Genomic DNA, 17,744 nt, shown 5'->3' on the forward strand with positions numbered 1-17,744 from the left:
AGATCATGAATGTATTGACAATTGGTTATTATGATGATTTTTCAAGATTTTTCCTGAAAGTAAAAAAAGTTCTAAATCAGCAAGATGATCAAGTTAATCACAGTCATTTTGCTATATATCCTAGTGGCTACCTTTATTGGAAGTTGCGCGATAGAAAAGTTGAACTTTTGTCGTTTAAAGCTAGGCTCTTAGTACTTAAAAACTATAGGAAATACATATCAATTGTTAAAAACCAAGGTGAATATCGAGGGATTAAGCTTAGCGATGTAATTAGTTATCATTTGAGTTTAGGTGTTAATGCTAAAGATTTAATGTTGCAAGCATGCGGTTATATCGATGCTATTTATGATGGGATAAAAAAAAACAACATTGATATAATAATTTGCAGTAGTGACTCTAGATTGGCTTCTGAGGTAGCAGCTTATATATCTAAAATGGAAGGTATAAAAATTTTATATTTTGAACAAGGTCCATTTAATACAACAGCATTAGATACTAAAGGTGTTAATGCTAACGCTAGTATTAGGGGGAAAGTCTTTTTAGCTAATAAAGAGAAAGAAAAAAATATAAAGAGTAATTTATCTGCTTTCTATGGAAGAGATCGTTATAAGAAATACAAGAGGAGTCCATTCTATCGTGCCGGTGATTACATCATTAATTTCATTTTTGGTAAAACAAAAATACTCCCACCTGAGATGAAGAACACCACTTATAATACTGTTACCTCAAAGTTTAAGCGGAAAATAAAACGAGAATCAAGCCATAAGTTAACAAGCGAATGTAAAGAGTTTTTGTTGATTTTACAAGTGCCATTTGATGTTAATATGGTTTATCACAGCCCGAATTTTGTAAATCATTATGAAATCGTAAAAGCTGTCAGTGATAACTTGCCTAAAGGTACTTACTTAACCGTAAGGGAGCACCCTTTATATAAAAATGGCTATGAAAATGAACTTTACGAATTATGTGCATCAACAGGAATTAGTATAGAAAGTGATAAAGATCTGAAGCTAGCTTTAGATGAAGCTGATGTTATTATAGTAAATAACTCAACGGTTGGCCTTGAATCCATCTCAAATAATAAACCAACAGTTGTTCTTGGTAATGCATTATATGATAGTAGTGATATATGTTTGAAATTGGATTCGACTGAAAAACTAAGATTTACTTTACAGAGCTCTTTAAGTTATAAAGTTGATTCAAAACTCGTGTGTGGTTTTTTGAATGAATTATATTTCAAGTACTATATTACAGGCCACTATAGAGATGATGATATCAATAAACTCTGTAAAGATTTTGTTGATCGAATAGAGGAGGTTTATCGTGAGTAAATATGTTTGGGTGTTGTTTTCTTTGTGGTATAAGCTTTTTTTTAAAAAATTTTCATTACCATCTTATATAGCTAAGCCTATGTATTTGAAAGGTTGTGGTAATATTTCAGTTGGCAGAATGGTTAGAGTATTCCCTCATGCTAGAATTGAATGTATTGGTAAGGGCTCAATGTTAAAGATAAGTGAAAATACTTCCATTGGCCCTAATGTTAATATTACGTGCGCAGGTGAAATCTTGATTGAGAAAGGGGTTACGATATCAAGTAATGTATTTTTGACTGATATGGATCATGAGTACAAAAAAATAGATATGCCAATTATGGAACAGGGTAATATTGTTACTAAGACAGTTATAGGTGAAAATAGCTTTATTGGTACCGGAGCGGTAATTTTAGCAGGTACCACCCTAGGGAAACAGTGCATTGTAGGTGCTAATGCAGTAGTTAGAGGAAAGTTTGACAATTATACAGTAATTGCAGGTAATCCAGCTAGAGTTATTAAGAAATATTGTACAGTTAGGAAAGAATGGTATAAAGTATGAATCGTATTACCAATATACAGTATTTAAGAGCTTTGGCTGTAATTTCTGTGTTGTTATATCATATTAAGGCTGTTAATTTAAAATACTTTCCATCAATTGAAATGGGTGATTATTTCAGCAATGGCTCTGGCGGTGTTGACTTATTCTTTGTTATTAGTGGTTTTATTATTTCTTATATAGGTCGAGATTATAAGCCATCATTAGATGTTGCAATTAAATTTTTGGTTAAGAGATTTTTTAGAATATACCCAGTTTATTGGATTTACTCTTCAGCTGTTCTTGTTATATATTTATTATATCCCTCCATGGTTAATAGTAGTCAGGGAGGTGATGTTAATATAATATACTCATTTCTTCTTATACCACATGATCTATTACCCCTTCTTATGGTTGGTTGGAGTTTGAGTTATGAGGTATATTTTTATATTATTTTTTTTGTTTTAATTTTAATCTTACCTTGGAGTTTTCATCGTTATTTTTATTTCTTGTACGTAATAGTAATATTATTAAATATATACTATTCTCGCGTTGACTATACAGAAGGATTTGTACTTAATCCATTTATGATTGATTTTGTTCTAGGAACGTTCTGTTCAAATATTTACAATGACAAAATGAATAATAGTTGGAGAATGTCATCTTTTATTTTTCCAATATTAACTGTTTTTTTTATTGTGTTGTTATTTTATTCTTTTGATTATAAATCACATAATAGCAACTTTATTCGAATTATATATTTTGGTTTACCTTCGTTCGTTCTAGTTATGATAGCTCTATTTTTTAAATTTAATAATAATTTGTCCACGAAAAGTTATGTATTAAACTTATCTGAAAAAATAGGCGATTGGTCGTATTCAATATACCTTTCACATATACTTGTTATAAATGCGATAGCCATTGTTTTTGTGAGAATATTTGATATGAACTTGGTAATAAACTCAATATTATTAGTTATATTAATGGCAGTTGGTTCAGTACTAACTGGAGCGCTATCTTATAAAATACTTGAACAGCGTATGTGTAACTCAATATATGCTAAATTTAAAAAGAAAATATCCAATGAAAACTGAATCAATGTTAACCGTAGTTGTACCAATGTATAATGTTTCCCCATATCTTCAGGATTGCTTGGATACGTTAGATCAACAAACTATCGCGAATTTAAAAGTTATACTTGTTGATGACGGTTCGACTGACTTGACTGGTGATATTGCAATAAATTTTTGTAAAGACCGAGATGATTTTACTTATGTGAAAAAGGTAAATGGTGGTTTAAGTTCAGCTAGAAACTATGGGTTAAAATTAGTACGAACAAAGTATGTTGCATTCTTAGATTCTGATGACTGGGTTTCTAGCGAAATGTATAATGAGTTGGTAAAAACTGCAGAAGAACATGAGAGTGAAATCGTAGCGTGTGGAATGAATTTGGTGTACGAGAATAATGTTGTAGTGCCTTATTCGTTAGAAAAGCAGAAAATAAAAGTTGAGACTAGTTTTATTCGAGCATTTCAGGCCATGAGAGTTGCTGCATGGGATAAAGTTTATTTGACTAAGTTATTTAAAGATAATGGTATTTGTTATCCTGAAGGTTTGTATTTTGAAGATACGCCTACAACAACAAGCCTTTTGTTAATGTCAAAAAGCGTATCAATAATACCTGATTGTTTTTACTATTACCGACAGCGCTCAGGGTCAATTACCAAAAGCAGTCAGTTTGAAGAAAAATATCTAGATATTTTTCTAGGCCTAAAGCAGGCTAAGAATAAATTTATTGATATCATCGGTAGTGATGATTTGTTTACGTTCGTTCGTTATAAAAAGGGTATACTCGACTCAATCATTCGAATGAGCAAATATAAACAAGTCAAACCTGAACTTATAGCCCAGGTAAGAGGTGAAATAAGCTTGATGGAATTGATTAAGATTAGCATGGATTTCTTTCATAAAGTGACAATCTTTTCTTTCCTTTTGTTTCCACGTTTCACTTTATCTATGTTGAGACTAAAGAAGTGATTAATGTTTCGTCTATTTATAACATGGCATCTGTTGGAATCAGGATGCTATCTGCCCCTTTGATTTTATATATCATATCTAATAAATTTGAACCTACAGATGTCATAGTTTATTTTTTGTGTTTGAGTTTTCTTAATATGAGAACAATATTTGAAGGTGGCATGACGAATGTTATTAAGCGAGAGTACGCTCTAAACATTGGTGGTGATGTCAGAAGGAACTTGTCATTTTCTGTGACATGGTTTGCCATATCCTCGTTATTGTTGTTTGTATTCTCATCACTTTTTGCTAGTTTTTATTTTTATTTTTTCGTAAATAATATTAGCGATTTTGATCTTATTCTCATTGTCATTGCATGTCTTTTCTCTGCTTTAAGAGTTGCATCTTTACCTATTGATGCTTATCTAGATGGACTTCAGTATCAAAAGCAATATAGGCTAACTTTATTGTATTCAGCAATAGTGTCTGTTACGGTCAATGCTGTTTCTATTTTTTTGGGATATACTCTACTCGCGATCGTCCTTTCACAACTTTCTTTAGTCGTTTCATTTGTGTTTTTTTCAATGAGACACTTGAAGAGGCTAGGTTTTAATCCAGTGATGTTGTCTGTAGTCGATTTTAAAAATTATTTTAATAGGCATAGAGCTATTATAGTTAAGACGATGGCAACATGGACTTGTGGCTTTTTCTTTTGGAATGGTACCGCTCTTGTAGTAAATTTAATGCCGATAAATGAAAATGAAATTGCGAGTATACTATTTTCTTTTGCAATGATAAAAGCAATTTATGATATATCTTTTGCTTTCATTCAATCTCAGTTTTCTAAGATTAGTTACGCGATAGGAAAGTTTGACTTTGACCTTTTGAAAAAACTAACAGTAGTCAATTCAACTATTTCCTTTGTTATCTTTATTTCTGGTTCTTTCTTACTATATATAACTAGGACGGAGTACCCAGATTTCGGTTTATTTGACAAGTTATTACAATCACAGAATTTGATTAGTCTTATGGTATTTTTCTTTTTAGTTCTGGTTAAGTCCGTGATACATAATATAGTTCGCTCTTTTCAAGAAGAACCTTTCCTTTTCTATGTCCTTTATAATGCGTGCGCAGTAATGTTAGGGTTGTATTGTTCGTATTTTTTTAAATTACCATTTTTCTTAGTTCAATCTATTCTTATTGTTCCTATGTTAGTTCTGAGTATTAAAATTTTAAAAAATAAGTTTTCAATATGAATTTAAGACACTTAATATACGTTTCTATCTATGTTTTAATACTCACAATTCTTGTGTTCTCACTTGTTTTATCAGATCTTGATGTGTCAATCATAAGTCTGTTATTTAGTGTTTTTGTAATAATGTCGATTTTTATTTTAACAAAGGTCGGGTATGTTTTTTTTAGTATACCTATTGTTTTTGTTTTGTTCTTTTCATTATTTGTAGGTGGAAGATTTCTAGGTTGTGCTATTTCGGTTTTTAATGGTTTCTCTGTATGCCCGGCGGATTATAAAACAATATTTGAGCAAGAGAGAATGGTGCAAACTTCTATTAGTATGGATCAGGCAAACTATATTTTGATTTTTGTGTTTTTATGGATAGCCGTTTATGTGTTAACAAGTGCTATTCTTATGTTAACCCAAAAATCTAGAGTTAATTCTTCGCTGACTTACGTTAATGAATGCCATCCGGTTAAGTCTAACAAGATGGTGACGTTTTTTCTTCTTACTTCATTATTTTTAATGCTGTCTTTTAGACTACAGGATATAGTTTCAGTATTGAGAGGCGGATATTTAGCATTGTATATGCGGGGAGATGACTCTTACTTTTTAACACTTTTCAAAAATATTGTTTTTACATTATTTATTGTTTCATTTTCTATTTTGTTTTCAGAGAATAAAAAAGCACCATTTGTTTATTTTATTTTATTTTTGGCTCTTTTAGATATAGTGGTTGGGCAGAGAGGTGCCTTTTTTTCAAAAATGGTAATATTAGCAGCGACGAGTCGAAGATTAAAGGATATTTCGTTAGTTCGAGCTTTTTTCTTAGTGTCAATTTTAATTTTAATAGTAAACTTTATCATGAATTTCTCACTAAGAGTTAATTTGGAAAAAGAAGATTCGATTAATTTGATAGAAGTTTTAGGTTTGTTGTTATATTCACAAGGGACGACTTTAGGCATTATCGGCTTCTCAATATTTGATGTGTCTGATGTTCCGCTTAGATTGGCCATAAAAAGTTTTATACCCTTTACGAACACTATTTATACATCTTTTGGTGGTAATATTGAATTTTATGAACGCAGCATCGGGCAGTTTATAAGTTATTTAGCAAACTCAAAAGCTTATGAGTTAGGTGGTGGTTTAGGTTCAAGTATCGTTTCTGAAAGCTATTTAATATTTGGCTTTTTTGGGAGTATATTTTTTGCGGCTTTCTTGGGTTATGTTAGTTCTATAGTTGAATCAAGAAGAAATATTAGTGTTTTTGTGTGTTATATATGGCTAAATGTAATGTATGTAACTCCTATGCTGTCAAGGTCTGGAATTTCCAACGTTATGGTGCCTATTTTCTTGGCGTCTACTATCTATTTAATATATAAATCAAAATTTAATAAAGGAGTTTAGCTATGTTTTTAATCGCAGGCCCATGTGTCATAGAGTCTGAATCTTTGGTCCTAGATACCTTTGCACAGTTACAAGAAATTACAAATAAACTTGGTATTGAGTATATCGCTAAATCTTCTTTTACCAAAGCTAACCGTTCATCAGCTTCTGCTTTTACTGGTCCGGGTATTGAAGAAGGATTGAAGATCCTTCAAAAAGCAAAAGATCAGCTAGGAGTGAAAATTATAACTGATGTTCATGACGATACTCCTTTGGATGAAGTCGCTTCAGTTGTTGATGTTTTACAAACTCCGGCTTTTCTTGTACGTCAAACGGGGTTTATTCAGCGAGTTGCTTCAATGGGTAAACCTGTAAACATTAAAAAAGGTCAATGGATGCACCCATCAGACATGGCTCCAGTAGTAGAAAAATGTCGTGCAGTCGGTAACGATGACATCTGGCTATGTGACCGTGGTACTAGCTTTGGTTTTGGTCAACTTGTTAACTATATGCCTGGTTTAACTATCATGAAAGAAACCGGGTGTAAGGTTGTAATGGACGCAACGCACAGTGTGCAAATGCCTGGTACCCTGAATGGTTCAACTGGCGGGAATCGTTATCACGTCCCAGCTATTGCAAGGGCTGCAGTGGCTGTAGGTATTGATGGTTTGTTTATGGAAACTCACCCTAATCCAGATAAAGCATTATGTGACGGACCAAATATGTTGCCTTTGAAACATATGGAAGAACTACTAGAGACTTTGCTTGAGATTGATGAAGTCGTTCATCGTCGTGCTTTTATTGAATCTAAATTGGTTTAATTATGTTGGATAATCAGATCTGTAATAATATAAAAATGGTTTTGCTTGATGTTGATGGTGTAATGACTGATGGCTCAATTTATATTAATCAAGATGGTGAGTTCTTCAAATCATTTAATGTCAAAGACGGTTTGGCTATCGAGTTATTACGCAGCCATAATATTCTTGTTGGTGTTATTTCAGGTAAAGCGAGTTCAGCTTTAGATACTCGATGCCAACAATTGGGTTTTGATGAAATAATTACTGGTTGTAAAAATAAACTTCCTGCTTTAATTAATATCTGCTCTAAATATGAAATTACATCAGATCAAATTGCTTTCCTAGGTGATGATGTGCTGGATATACCGATCTTTGATAAGGTAGGTTTAGCTGTGGCGCCAATTGACGCTCATAGTTTAGCTATCGATAGTGCTGATTGGGTTTCATCTCTTGAAGGGGGCAAGGGGATGGTAAGAGAGTTTGTTGACCTATTGTTGGTGACACAACTTGATAAACCACTAAAAGAGGTATACGAACCTTTACTTGATAAAATCCGCTTAGATGACGTAGCAACAATGGAGCAATAAATAATGAGTGTGAAAGTTGTAATTCCAGCGCGATACGGCTCATCTAGACTGCCAGGTAAACCTTTATTAACTTTGCTTGATAAACCTGTTATTTGGCATGTAATAGAGCGTTGTAAAGAGGCGGGCATCGAGCAAACCGATATTTTTGTCGCCACTGACGATCAAAGAATCAGTGATGTGTTAAAAGATGAGGGCATCCAAGTGGTTTTAACGTCCTCGTCACATCAATCCGGTACGGATCGTATCAATGAGGTTGTTGAGCTCAAAGAGTGGAGCGGTGATACCGTTGTCGTAAACGTGCAAGGAGATGAGCCAGTGATCCCACCAGTGCTTATTCAACAACTTGTCTCATTTACGTTGTCAAATCCCTCTTACCATCTCACAACTGCAGTAGTTCCTTTGCGTTCCCAAGATGATTTTGTAAACCCTAATGTAGTTAAAGCGGTTCTTGGTCATAATGGTCGAGCGCTTTATTTTACTCGTTCCGCGTCGCCAATGAATCGTGATAACCCTTCTGATTTGTCATTTGCAAAAAGACATATCGGGATTTATGCCTACCGGGTTTCTGCTTTGAAAGAATTTTGTTCATACGCAGAAGATGAACTTGAGAGTTATGAAAAATTGGAACAGTTACGTGCTCTAAGCCATGGAATGAGTATCGGGGCAATGACATTTGACGGTGTCGTCCCTCATGGTATAGATACTAGTGACGATTACGAAACTATCAAAAAAATAATGGAAGAGAAGACGTTTTAAATGGCTAGTTCAATTGATATTGCAAGAGAGGTAATTCAAACCGAAATAGAAGGATTGGATTACATGGCAAAAAGGTTAGGTTCTGAATTTGAAGTGGCTATCAATGCCATTATTAACACAAAAGGTCGAACAATCATTTGTGGGATGGGAAAATCCGGAATTATAGGAAAAAAAATAGCAGCATCTTTTGCGAGTACTGGTACACCAAGTTTCTTTATGCATCCCGGTGAGGCATTTCATGGTGATCTTGGAATGGTGAAGCCTGAAGATGTGTTCATTGCTATATCGAATTCGGGTGAAACTGATGAAGTTTTAAAGCTATTACCTTTCTTGCGTGATAATGATAACTTCGTTATTGCGATCACAGGTAAAGAAAACTCTACACTTGCGTCAAATTCGCACTGTCATCTAGATATTGCTGTACCTAAAGAAGCTTGCCCTCTGCAGTTAGCACCAACATCTTCAACTACTGCAACTCTCGTTATGGGTGATGCTTTAACTGTAGCTCTAATGGATGTGCGTGGCTTTAAACCTGAAAACTTTGCTCGCTTTCATCCTGGGGGGAGTTTAGGTCGTCGGTTGCTGTCGAAAGTACGAGATGAAATGTTTTCTGACAACATTCCCAGTGTTTCTTCGGATGCTGACTTTACTTCTATTATTCATAAAATATCATCAAGCCATTTAGGGTTAACATTAGTCAATTTAAATAATGAAACCTTAGCTATTATCACTGATGGCGACTTGAGGAGAGCTATGGAGTCAAAGGGTAGAGATGCCTTCGATTTGGTAGCAAAAGATATAGCTTCAATTAATCCGGCTTCAATATCCCCTGAACTTAATATACAAGAGGCTTATGAAGTGATGGAGAGTAAAGGGATAACTTCATTAATTGTTCAAGAAAGCAATACTGTTGTGGGTATCTTGAAAAAATAATTAAAGTGTTAAAAATTTAGGCATCATCTATGTTGGCATTTTAAAATTCCATATTGTTGTTGTTTATAAAGACTACCCATAGTGTCTCATCCTCTTTTTGTTTGAGACATTTCACCTCGGTATGACGACTTCAATATCATCCGCAATATTTTATATACGTCAGTTAATAAAACATAAGAACCTAAATAATGATCAAACACTGCTTATTCCCTGCAGCGGGTTATGGTACGCGCTTTTTACCTGCGACTAAATCCATGCCAAAAGAAATGATGCCTATTGTTAACAAGCCGCTTATTGAATATGGCGTTGACGAGGCGATTCAAGCGGGTATGACCAGCATGGCCGTTGTTACTGGCCGTGGTAAAAGCTCGTTAATGGACCACTTTGATAAGAACTACGAACTTGAGCACCAAATTCAAGGGACTAATAAAGAGTCTTTACTCGATGATATACGTTCTTTGATTGATTCGGCTCAGTATACGTTTATTCGCCAACGTGAAATGAAAGGGCTAGGGCATGCTATTTTAACGGGCAAAGAGTTAGTGGGTGACAACCCATTTGCTGTCGTTCTGGCTGACGACTTGTGCATCAATGATGACAAAGGCGTGCTAGCACAAATGGCCGCGCTGTACCGTCAGTTCCGCTGCTCTATTGTCGCGGTTGAAGAAGTACCAGAATCTGAAACGCATAAGTACGGCGTGATTGCCGGCGAGCACCTAAGTGATGACCTGATTCGCATTACCGATATGGTAGAGAAACCAGAGCAAGGGACCGCGCCAAGTAACTTAGCGATTATTGGTCGTTACATTCTAACTCCAGATATCTTCGATATTTTGGAAGAAACGCAGCCGGGCAAAGGCGGTGAAATCCAAATTACAGACGCGCTTTTAGAGCAAGCCAAAAATGGTTGTGTGATTGCGTACAAGTTTAAAGGTAAGCGTTTTGACTGTGGTAGCGTCGATGGCTATATCGAAGCGACGAACTACTGTTATAAAAACGTCTATCTGAAAGGCAGCAAAGCAGAAATGGATCAAACCGCTACTGAAAAGGTGTAGTCGTTGAGCATGAGGTATTGATGTTTCCTCACTAGGAAGATCGCTTAATAAGGTAGTAACTTCCATTTAAGGTTGATTTACTTATTGAGTATCGAATGACATTGATACCTGATTACCTAAATTAAGACTCATGGGATTAGCCTAAGTTGCGTTATAAATTTTCCTTGATATTCAAACCTAGTCAATAAAAAATGGCCAAGTTCATACTATGAACTTGGCCATTTTTATTTCTGTTATTCGCGATAAATCTCTTACTCCGCTAGCGGAGGTGGATATCGGAAACTAGCTTTCTATTTAAGGTTTAATACACTTTCTCAGGGAGATTTCGGCAACTTCTAATCCAGCTTGTAATGCGCCAAACATAGCTCATGGCTACGGTGTAAGAAGCAAAGCACATCATAAATAGGATAAACATGGTTGATTCGGCAATTTCTAGGAACTCACCAAAAATACCGAACCCAGCGAAGCTACTTGCGATTAAACAAATAATAGCCAAAGTTTGACGTGATGTGCAGCCAAGGCGTTGGAAAATGTGGTGTAGGTGTTCTCTGTCGGGCTTGAAAGGAGAATCACCGCGTCGTACGCGCCTGAACATGATGGCAGCCATGTCCATCAGCGGAACAGCAATTAACCACAGTGCAGTAATTGGTCGCATCAGAGGTTCGGCTATATCTTGGCTAGCGCCCAGCAGTAACCATATTACGGTAAAGCCAATCATCATGCTGCCGGCATCGCCCATGAACACTTTTCGTTCGCGGCCAAGAATGCCGAGGTTCATTAAGATATAAGGAATGATCGCGACAATAAACACCACGCATAAATACGCTAAGCCGTGTTGGCTGTCTACTTTAAGTAAAATCGCGATACCAGCAAAGGTCACTATCGCAAGCCCACCTAATAAGCCATCAATGCCATCCACCATGTTGAACGCATTAATAGCCCCAATCACAGCAAGTATTGTTACTACGGGGCTAAGAACCCCTAAATGCAAATCTCCAGTACCCAAAAGGTTACCAATGTTCTCTAGTCGAATGTCGGCGAAATACATCATGCTGATAGAGAGAATAGCTTGAACTACAAGTCGTATCTTGAAGCTAATGTCGAATTTATCATCAAGCGCTCCGATAATAATAAGCGCAATAATGGATGCTAAAAAGAGTGGGCTATGAGGGATGACATCCGGGTGAGTAACGATGAATTGGCTGATGGTTAAGCTGATCGCTATACCTCCTACCAATGGGATCGCGCCTGTGTGTAGCTTTCTCTCATTAGGTTTATCCACTAAGCCAATGGATTTCGCCACTTTTCGCATCAAAAAGAGTGAGGAAAAGGAGAAGAAGCCAACAAATGATAGCTCTAATAACATGATTAACTCTAGCCAATTTTTTGTATGAATTTTAATTGCGTGTATTTTACGCTAAAATCTGTTTTATGTACATGCTGTTGATTATGATTATTGTCAATATAACTACTGACTTTTATCGCTATTAAGCATGATACTTAAACACAAAATGACATTTTTTTTCATATCCGATCCTCTTACCTGCGCCCTTTCTTGATCTTCCACTACAGTTTTGACTGTAAACTGTAGTAAAATTACGCTAATTTGTTTTTATACCGATTTATTTTGAATTGAACGAGGTCAGTCCTATGTCAGCTAAGAAGCCAATGGCTCTAGTGATCCTTGACGGTTACGGTTACCGTGAAGACAACCAAGACAACGCTATCGCGAACGCTAATACACCTGTATTAGACGGTCTTATTGCTAACCAACCTAACACGCTAATCTCTGCTTCTGGCTTAGATGTAGGCCTACCTGATGGCCAAATGGGTAACTCTGAAGTGGGTCACACTAACATCGGTGCGGGTCGTGTGGTATACCAAGATTTAACGCGCATTACTAAATCAATCGCAGACGGCGAATTCGCTCAAACGGAAGCGCTAGTGAATGCGGTTGATAAAGCAGTTAAAGCAGACAAAGCGGTTCACATCATGGGCCTTATGTCTCCAGGTGGCGTTCACTCTCATGAAGATCACATCTACGCAGCTGTTGAAATGGCAGCAGAGCGTGGCGCAGAGAAAATCTACCTACACGCATTCCTAGACGGTCGTGATACACCGCCACGCAGCGCAGAAAACACATTAGCGCGTTTCCAAGAGTTGTTCGCTAAGCTAGGCAAAGGCCGTGTGGCTTCGCTTATTGGTCGCTACTACGCAATGGACCGTGATAACAACTGGGATCGCGTTCAAGAATCTTACGACCTTCTTACCGAAGCGAAAGGTGAATTCACGTTTGATACAGCCGTCGCTGGCCTAGAAGCAGCTTACGCTCGTGATGAAAACGATGAGTTTGTAAAAGCGACTGAAATCAAAGCGGAAGGCGAAGAGTCTGCCGCTATCGTTGATGGCGATGCGGTTATCTTCATGAACTACCGTGCCGACCGTGCTCGTGAAATCACACGTGCGTTTGTGCCTAGCTTCGACGGTTTTGAGCGTAATGTATTCCCAGCGATCGATTTCGTGATGCTGACTCAATACGCAGCCGACATCCCGCTTCTATGTGCATTCCCACCGGCTTCTCTAGAGAACACCTACGGTGAATGGCTATCGAAAGAAGGCAAAACGCAGCTACGTATCTCTGAAACAGAGAAATACGCGCACGTGACGTTCTTCTTCAACGGCGGTAAAGAAGACGAGTTTGAAGGCGAAGAGCGTCAGCTTGTTGCTTCTCCAAAAGTAGCAACGTACGACCTACAGCCAGAAATGAGCGCACCAGAGCTGACTGAAAAGTTGGTTGCAGCAATCAAAGGCGGCAAATACGACGCTATCGTTTGTAACTTCCCTAACTGTGACATGGTTGGCCACACTGGCGTTTACGATGCAGCGGTTAAAGCCGTAGAGTCGCTAGACGAATGTCTGGGTAAAGTAGTTGAAGCAATCAAAGAAGCCGATGGCCAACTGCTTATCACAGCGGACCACGGTAACGCGGAAATGATGGTAAACCCAGAAACGGGCGGCATCCACACGGCGCACACTAACCTACCTGTTCCACTTATCTACGTGGGCAGCAAAGACGTTGAGTTCAAAGAAGGCGGTAAGCTGTCTGACCTTGCACCAACGATGCTTTCTCTGTCTGGTATCGCAATTCCAGCTGAAATGTCAGGTGATATTTTAGTTAAGTAGTACTGTTTAAGATAAGCAGTGACTGTTTAAGTTAAGTAGATGTTTTTTAGATAAATAGCTACTTACTTTTCATCGAATACGAGAACGGCTGCACGCGAGTGTGGCCGTTTTTTTTTGTGATTTTTCTGTCCTCAATGTCAAGCCAGTAAAACCAGTGTCTATCTGTTTACCTGTCTACCTATCTTTCATCCTGCTTCTATTTTATAGCCAATATGGCCGACATCCGCTCTTGATGAGTTTGAGCCTGATTCTAAGCATGAGCATAAGCATCGAAGCGAAATGGATTCATTTCCTCATTGTTTATCAAATAAACAAAACCTTGCACATCTATTTTGTTAGTGCTAAATTTTCAATTCTTGAACGATCGTTCAGGGTTTGATTTGATGAAGACAAATACAATAAGCACTTGGAGTGTTTTTCTATTCAAGTTGTTCTATTTCTCTAATGGAAGTTAAAAATATGAATAAAAAGACGCTTATCATGACACTTGTTGTCGGGGTGATGGCTAGTATCGCTTTTATCTTGATTCAGCCTTTGTTTGGTATGTCGACACTGACATCTCGACACGCCTCTGCGTACGTGACGTTAGGTGGTTATGATCCAACGAGTGCACTGGTGTTGTCGTGGGTTGTGCATGTTGGTGTTTCATTGTGTTATGCCTTTCTTTCGAATCTTATTTTTATCTTCAATTCATCGCTTTCCGTTAACCTCATCCAAATCGCCGTATTGGGTTGGATAACCACGCTTATTGCAACGCCAGCCAATGAATGGGTGGTGAAACTCGTGACGACAAAACAGTTTCCGTCTATCAGTTCGTTATCTGCACTGAACACCGATGTCGGGCCAAAGTTATGGCTGCATATTTTGTTTTTTGTTCTTATCGTTGGTGGGTTATGGGTGGCGAAAAAACAACGTTTCGCTATGGCTGTTGCGAAGATTTAAAGAGCACTTAAACATGTATCTTGGTTTATTCGGCTATCTGTTTTTTTAAGATTTTTAGCTCGTTGTTTACTATTACTCGTTGTTTAGCATTTTTAGCTCGTTTTCTATTTTTACTCGTTGTTTAGCATTTTCAGCTCAAAGTCCAACAACCATTCTTTGCGGTTCATGCCGCCGGTGTAGCCGGTTAATGTGCCATTCGCACCAATCACTCGGTGGCAGGGAACAACAATACTAAATGGGTTCTTGCCGTTAGCACCACCCACTGCTCTTACGGCTTTTGGGTTGTCCATTCTCTTTGCTTGCTCACCGTAACTGATGGTTTCGCCATAAGGAATGGTTGTTAAAGCGACCCAAGCTTTGAGCTGAAAATCAGTACCTTGTGGCTTTAAAGGCAAATCAAAGTTTGTACGTTTTCCGGCAAAGTATTCATCTAACTGTTTCGTCGCCAGTTGGCAAAGCTCATCTGGATTGCTAGTCATTAGCTCTTCGTGATTCACATGGTCAATTTCAATAAGCGACACACCGTTACTCACAATGATCATCTTGCCAATTGGTGCGTCATAAAGCATTTTGTAAGTGGTGTCTTCCATGTCATCTTCCTTCTTCTAGTCTCTTTCTGCTCTCAAGCTCTTCGAATCTCGATACTCGAATCTCTCATCTGCTCTTATATCTTTTCGTATCCCGGTTACTCGAATCTCTCATCTGCTCTTATATCTTTTCGTATCCCGGTTACTCGAATCTCTCATCTGCTCTTACATCTTTTCGCATCCCGGTTACCCGAATCTCGCATCTGCTCTTACATCTTTTCGTATCCCGGTTACTCGCATCTCGTATCTGCTCTTACATCTTTTCGCATCTCGTTTACTCGCATCCCGCATCTGCTTTACCCCTAACACGAAGTGCAAAGCAATACCCTGAAATACCGCCGACAATGTTCCCCAAGGCTAAACCGATAAACAACCCTTCGACACCATCAATTTGGCTGCCTATCCAAGCAAACGGCAAGGTAAAGACAAACAAACGCATGAAGCTCCATTGAAAGGCTTTGAGTGGTTGATGCATCGCATTCATGCCGCTGATCAGCATCATCACAATACCTTGGAACCCATAGCTAAAGGGGACGACCAACAGGTAATGCCACAAAATGCCTCGTACGGATTCTTCTTGAGAAAATAGGGCGGCCAAAGGAATGCTTAGCGGCACCATCATCAAGAAAATCAAACCTTGGAACATCACTGCAAAACGCATACTCAGAAACAGTGCCTTAAAGCTGCGTTGAGGGTTGTTTGCGCCAAAGTTCTGCGCCATGAAAGGCATAAGCGCCGAGGTCAGAGACATCAACACAATGATAAGAATGGATTCAATACGCTGGGCAGCGCCATAAGCAGCAACGGCTTCGGTTCCTTGTTTGGCCAACATCATCATTATGATGGCACCCGCTAATGGGTTGAGCGCGTTGGACAGCGCAGCAGGCGTGCCGATGGTGAGTATTTGATGCCAATCGCTAAGGATGCTTTTGATATTCGGTAAAGCCAGAAGCTTTTCTCGTTTAATCAAGATGTACAGCGAGCAGCACAGAGCGCCAAACCAACTGAACCCACTGGCAATTGCAGCGCCTTGAATCCCTAATTCAGGGAAGGGGCCGTAACCAAAAATGAGCAAAGGATCGAGAACGCCGTTGATTAACCCTGCCAGCATCATAATTTTAGCGGGCGTTTTGGTATCGCCACTAGCACGAATGGCACTGTTGCCTGCCATTGGGATCACTAATAGGGGAATGGTGACATACCAGATCAGCATGTACTCGGAGATCAGAGGCAGTAACTCCGCTTCGGCACCCAACAAAGTAAATAGGGGTTCGAGTGAGATAATGCCAACGGCGGAAGCGCAACAGACCAGAAGTAGCGCGAGTAATAATCCATGACAGGTAAACCTTGCTGCGTTTTGCGCGCAGCCTTGACCGAGTAAGCGCCCAATACATGTCGAAAGGCCGATGCCGATCCCCATGGTGATGCAGTTAATCGCAAAGGTGATTGGGAAGGTAAAGCTCACCGCAGCAAGGGCTTGTGTACCCAGTAATGAGATAAAGAAAGTATCGACGAGGTTAAACATCAAGATCGCCACCATACCGAATATGGTCGGTATGGTCATGGTACGCAATGTACTCTCAATTGGGGCGGTTAATAGCCCGTGCTTATCTTGCATGCAAAACGCCGATAGAAACCAAAAGCGTAGGATAAACAGATGCGGGCGGGAAGGGAAGAAAAGCAGATGCGGGATGTGAAAGAGCAGATACGAGTAAACGAGATTCGGGATGCGAAGAGCTTGAAGAGCAGATACAAAGAGCTAGATGAGGGTAACGTGATTCGAGATGCGAAAAGATTGAAGAGCAGATACGAGATGCGGGTAAACGAGTATCGAAGAGCTAAAAGCGGAGAAAAGAAAAGCAGCCTTCTTTTGCTTAACCCCCTGACATTTACACAGGATTATTCGCAGGGGCGTTTTTGCTTTTCGTATCTAGCATCTCGTTTACTCGCATCTGCTCTTACCTATTCTTATCTGCCCCTTAGATCACAGTTTTTATCTTTTCCCCCTTGGGTTCTTCCACATCGCCCCAACATATTGGGTAACCCCATGCCAATCGTGGCAACTATCAAATTAAATGGAAATTATCAGGAGATCCGACCGATGAATATCCGTCCTCTACACGACCGAGTTATCGTTGAGCGCCAAGAAGTTGAATCTAAATCTGCTGGTGGCATCGTTCTAACTGGTTCTGCCGCTGAAAAATCAACGCGCGGTACTATTCTAGCTGTTGGCAAAGGCCGCATTTTAGAAAATGGTTCAGTACAACCATTGGACGTTAAAGTTGGCGATACTGTTATCTTTTCTGAAGGCTACGGCACTAAAACTGAAAAGATCGACGGCAAAGAAGTTCTGATCATGTCTGAAAACGACATCATGGCGATCGTTGAGTAATCCGCGCCACACATTGAACTGATTT

Annotated in this window: 17 protein-coding genes; 14 read left to right on the top strand and 3 right to left on the bottom strand. The window is 38.5% G+C overall.

What is annotated here, in order from left to right; genetic code table 11:
- Window positions 1–5: 5 nt before the first annotated feature.
- The 11 genes from NX845_RS13150 to galU all read left to right on the top strand — a co-directional run bounded on the left by NX845_RS13150 (window position 6) and on the right by galU (window position 10,615).
- Complete coding sequence (locus NX845_RS13150) at window positions 6–1,331, top strand: hypothetical protein (protein ID WP_260256888.1); 1,326 nt, start codon at window positions 6–8, stop codon at window positions 1,329–1,331.
- A complete protein-coding gene (locus NX845_RS13155; RefSeq protein ID WP_260256889.1) occupies window positions 1,324–1,872 on the top strand; it encodes a DapH/DapD/GlmU-related protein in 549 nt (182 codons plus the stop codon). Before NX845_RS13150 ends, NX845_RS13155 begins: the two co-directional genes overlap by 8 nt.
- Window positions 1,869–2,942, top strand: a complete 1,074-nt coding sequence (locus NX845_RS13160) for an acyltransferase (protein WP_260256890.1) — start codon at window positions 1,869–1,871, stop codon at window positions 2,940–2,942. The genes NX845_RS13155 and NX845_RS13160 overlap by 4 nt, the downstream gene beginning before the upstream one ends.
- Complete coding sequence (locus NX845_RS13165; protein WP_260256892.1) at window positions 2,932–3,885, top strand: glycosyltransferase; 954 nt, start codon at window positions 2,932–2,934, stop codon at window positions 3,883–3,885. The genes NX845_RS13160 and NX845_RS13165 overlap by 11 nt, the downstream gene beginning before the upstream one ends.
- Before the next feature lie 44 nt (window positions 3,886–3,929).
- Window positions 3,930–5,120, top strand: coding sequence for a hypothetical protein (locus NX845_RS13170; protein ID WP_260256893.1), 1,191 nt, complete (start codon window positions 3,930–3,932; stop codon window positions 5,118–5,120).
- Complete coding sequence (locus NX845_RS13175; protein WP_260256894.1) at window positions 5,117–6,505, top strand: O-antigen polysaccharide polymerase Wzy family protein; 1,389 nt, start codon at window positions 5,117–5,119, stop codon at window positions 6,503–6,505. Before NX845_RS13170 ends, NX845_RS13175 begins: the two co-directional genes overlap by 4 nt.
- Window positions 6,506–6,507: 2 nt before the next feature.
- Window positions 6,508–7,305 (top strand): 3-deoxy-8-phosphooctulonate synthase, encoded by a 798-nt coding sequence (gene kdsA, locus NX845_RS13180; protein ID WP_260256896.1) that lies wholly within the window; start codon window positions 6,508–6,510, stop codon window positions 7,303–7,305.
- Window positions 7,306–7,307: 2 nt separating this feature from the next.
- Window positions 7,308–7,871 (top strand): HAD family hydrolase, encoded by a 564-nt coding sequence (locus tag NX845_RS13185; RefSeq protein WP_260256898.1) that lies wholly within the window; start codon window positions 7,308–7,310, stop codon window positions 7,869–7,871.
- Between the two features lie 3 nt (window positions 7,872–7,874).
- A complete protein-coding gene (gene kdsB / locus NX845_RS13190; protein ID WP_260256899.1) occupies window positions 7,875–8,627 on the top strand; it encodes a 3-deoxy-manno-octulosonate cytidylyltransferase in 753 nt (250 codons plus the stop codon).
- A complete protein-coding gene (locus NX845_RS13195; RefSeq protein ID WP_260256901.1) occupies window positions 8,628–9,560 on the top strand; it encodes an SIS domain-containing protein in 933 nt (310 codons plus the stop codon).
- Window positions 9,561–9,748: 188 nt separating this feature from the next.
- Window positions 9,749–10,615 (top strand): UTP--glucose-1-phosphate uridylyltransferase GalU, encoded by an 867-nt coding sequence (galU, locus tag NX845_RS13200; protein WP_102393322.1) that lies wholly within the window; start codon window positions 9,749–9,751, stop codon window positions 10,613–10,615.
- Between the two features lie 301 nt (window positions 10,616–10,916).
- Here the strand turns inward: galU and wecA are convergent, their stop codons facing one another.
- Entirely contained in the window at window positions 10,917–11,981 is a 1,065-nt protein-coding gene (wecA, locus tag NX845_RS13205) for a UDP-N-acetylglucosamine--undecaprenyl-phosphate N-acetylglucosaminephosphotransferase (RefSeq protein WP_017094101.1), read from the bottom strand.
- A 284-nt stretch (window positions 11,982–12,265) separates the two neighbouring features.
- On the opposite strand from wecA, the gene gpmM reads away from it, so the two are divergent.
- Window positions 12,266–13,798 (top strand): 2,3-bisphosphoglycerate-independent phosphoglycerate mutase, encoded by a 1,533-nt coding sequence (gene gpmM, locus NX845_RS13210; RefSeq protein ID WP_102575987.1) that lies wholly within the window; start codon window positions 12,266–12,268, stop codon window positions 13,796–13,798.
- Between the two features lie 459 nt (window positions 13,799–14,257).
- On the top strand, window positions 14,258–14,740 hold the full coding sequence (locus tag NX845_RS13215) for a hypothetical protein (RefSeq protein WP_102575997.1): 483 nt from the start codon (window positions 14,258–14,260) through the stop codon (window positions 14,738–14,740).
- Window positions 14,741–14,850: 110 nt separating this feature from the next.
- Here the strand turns inward: NX845_RS13215 and NX845_RS13220 are convergent, their stop codons facing one another.
- Window positions 14,851–15,330: a methylated-DNA--[protein]-cysteine S-methyltransferase gene (locus NX845_RS13220; protein ID WP_102575986.1), complete on the bottom strand. Its 480-nt coding sequence runs from the start codon at window positions 15,328–15,330 to the stop codon at window positions 14,851–14,853.
- 271 nt (window positions 15,331–15,601) lie between these two features.
- A complete protein-coding gene (locus tag NX845_RS13225; RefSeq protein ID WP_102575985.1) occupies window positions 15,602–16,945 on the bottom strand; it encodes an MATE family efflux transporter in 1,344 nt (447 codons plus the stop codon).
- Between the two features lie 483 nt (window positions 16,946–17,428).
- Between NX845_RS13225 and NX845_RS13230 the strand changes: the two genes are divergently transcribed.
- Window positions 17,429–17,719 (top strand): co-chaperone GroES, encoded by a 291-nt coding sequence (locus NX845_RS13230; RefSeq protein ID WP_004733324.1) that lies wholly within the window; start codon window positions 17,429–17,431, stop codon window positions 17,717–17,719.
- Window positions 17,720–17,744 lie beyond the last annotated feature (25 nt).

Source organism: Vibrio sp. NC2 (genome assembly GCF_025195005.1).
Lineage (GTDB): Bacteria > Pseudomonadota > Gammaproteobacteria > Enterobacterales > Vibrionaceae > Vibrio > Vibrio splendidus.

What these genes read in the sequence shown, in the direction of transcription:
- NX845_RS13150 (WP_260256888.1), top strand. Translation starts at nt 6, where the DNA reads ATGAATGTATTGACAATTGGTTATTATGATGATTTTTCAAGATTTTTC.
- NX845_RS13160 (WP_260256890.1), top strand. Translation starts at nt 1,869, where the DNA reads ATGAATCGTATTACCAATATACAGTATTTAAGAGCTTTGGCTGTAATT.
- NX845_RS13165 (WP_260256892.1), top strand. Translation starts at nt 2,932, where the DNA reads ATGAAAACTGAATCAATGTTAACCGTAGTTGTACCAATGTATAATGTT.
- NX845_RS13170 (WP_260256893.1), top strand. Translation starts at nt 3,930, where the DNA reads ATGCTATCTGCCCCTTTGATTTTATATATCATATCTAATAAATTTGAA.
- NX845_RS13175 (WP_260256894.1), top strand. Translation starts at nt 5,117, where the DNA reads ATGAATTTAAGACACTTAATATACGTTTCTATCTATGTTTTAATACTC.
- kdsA (WP_260256896.1), top strand. Translation starts at nt 6,508, where the DNA reads ATGTTTTTAATCGCAGGCCCATGTGTCATAGAGTCTGAATCTTTGGTC.
- NX845_RS13185 (WP_260256898.1), top strand. Translation starts at nt 7,308, where the DNA reads ATGTTGGATAATCAGATCTGTAATAATATAAAAATGGTTTTGCTTGAT.
- kdsB (WP_260256899.1), top strand. Translation starts at nt 7,875, where the DNA reads ATGAGTGTGAAAGTTGTAATTCCAGCGCGATACGGCTCATCTAGACTG.
- NX845_RS13195 (WP_260256901.1), top strand. Translation starts at nt 8,628, where the DNA reads ATGGCTAGTTCAATTGATATTGCAAGAGAGGTAATTCAAACCGAAATA.
- galU (WP_102393322.1), top strand. Translation starts at nt 9,749, where the DNA reads ATGATCAAACACTGCTTATTCCCTGCAGCGGGTTATGGTACGCGCTTT.
- wecA (WP_017094101.1), bottom strand. Translation starts at nt 11,981, where the DNA reads ATGTTATTAGAGCTATCATTTGTTGGCTTCTTCTCCTTTTCCTCACTC.
- gpmM (WP_102575987.1), top strand. Translation starts at nt 12,266, where the DNA reads ATGTCAGCTAAGAAGCCAATGGCTCTAGTGATCCTTGACGGTTACGGT.
- NX845_RS13215 (WP_102575997.1), top strand. Translation starts at nt 14,258, where the DNA reads ATGAATAAAAAGACGCTTATCATGACACTTGTTGTCGGGGTGATGGCT.
- NX845_RS13220 (WP_102575986.1), bottom strand. Translation starts at nt 15,330, where the DNA reads ATGGAAGACACCACTTACAAAATGCTTTATGACGCACCAATTGGCAAG.
- NX845_RS13225 (WP_102575985.1), bottom strand. Translation starts at nt 16,945, where the DNA reads ATGCAAGATAAGCACGGGCTATTAACCGCCCCAATTGAGAGTACATTG.
- NX845_RS13230 (WP_004733324.1), top strand. Translation starts at nt 17,429, where the DNA reads ATGAATATCCGTCCTCTACACGACCGAGTTATCGTTGAGCGCCAAGAA.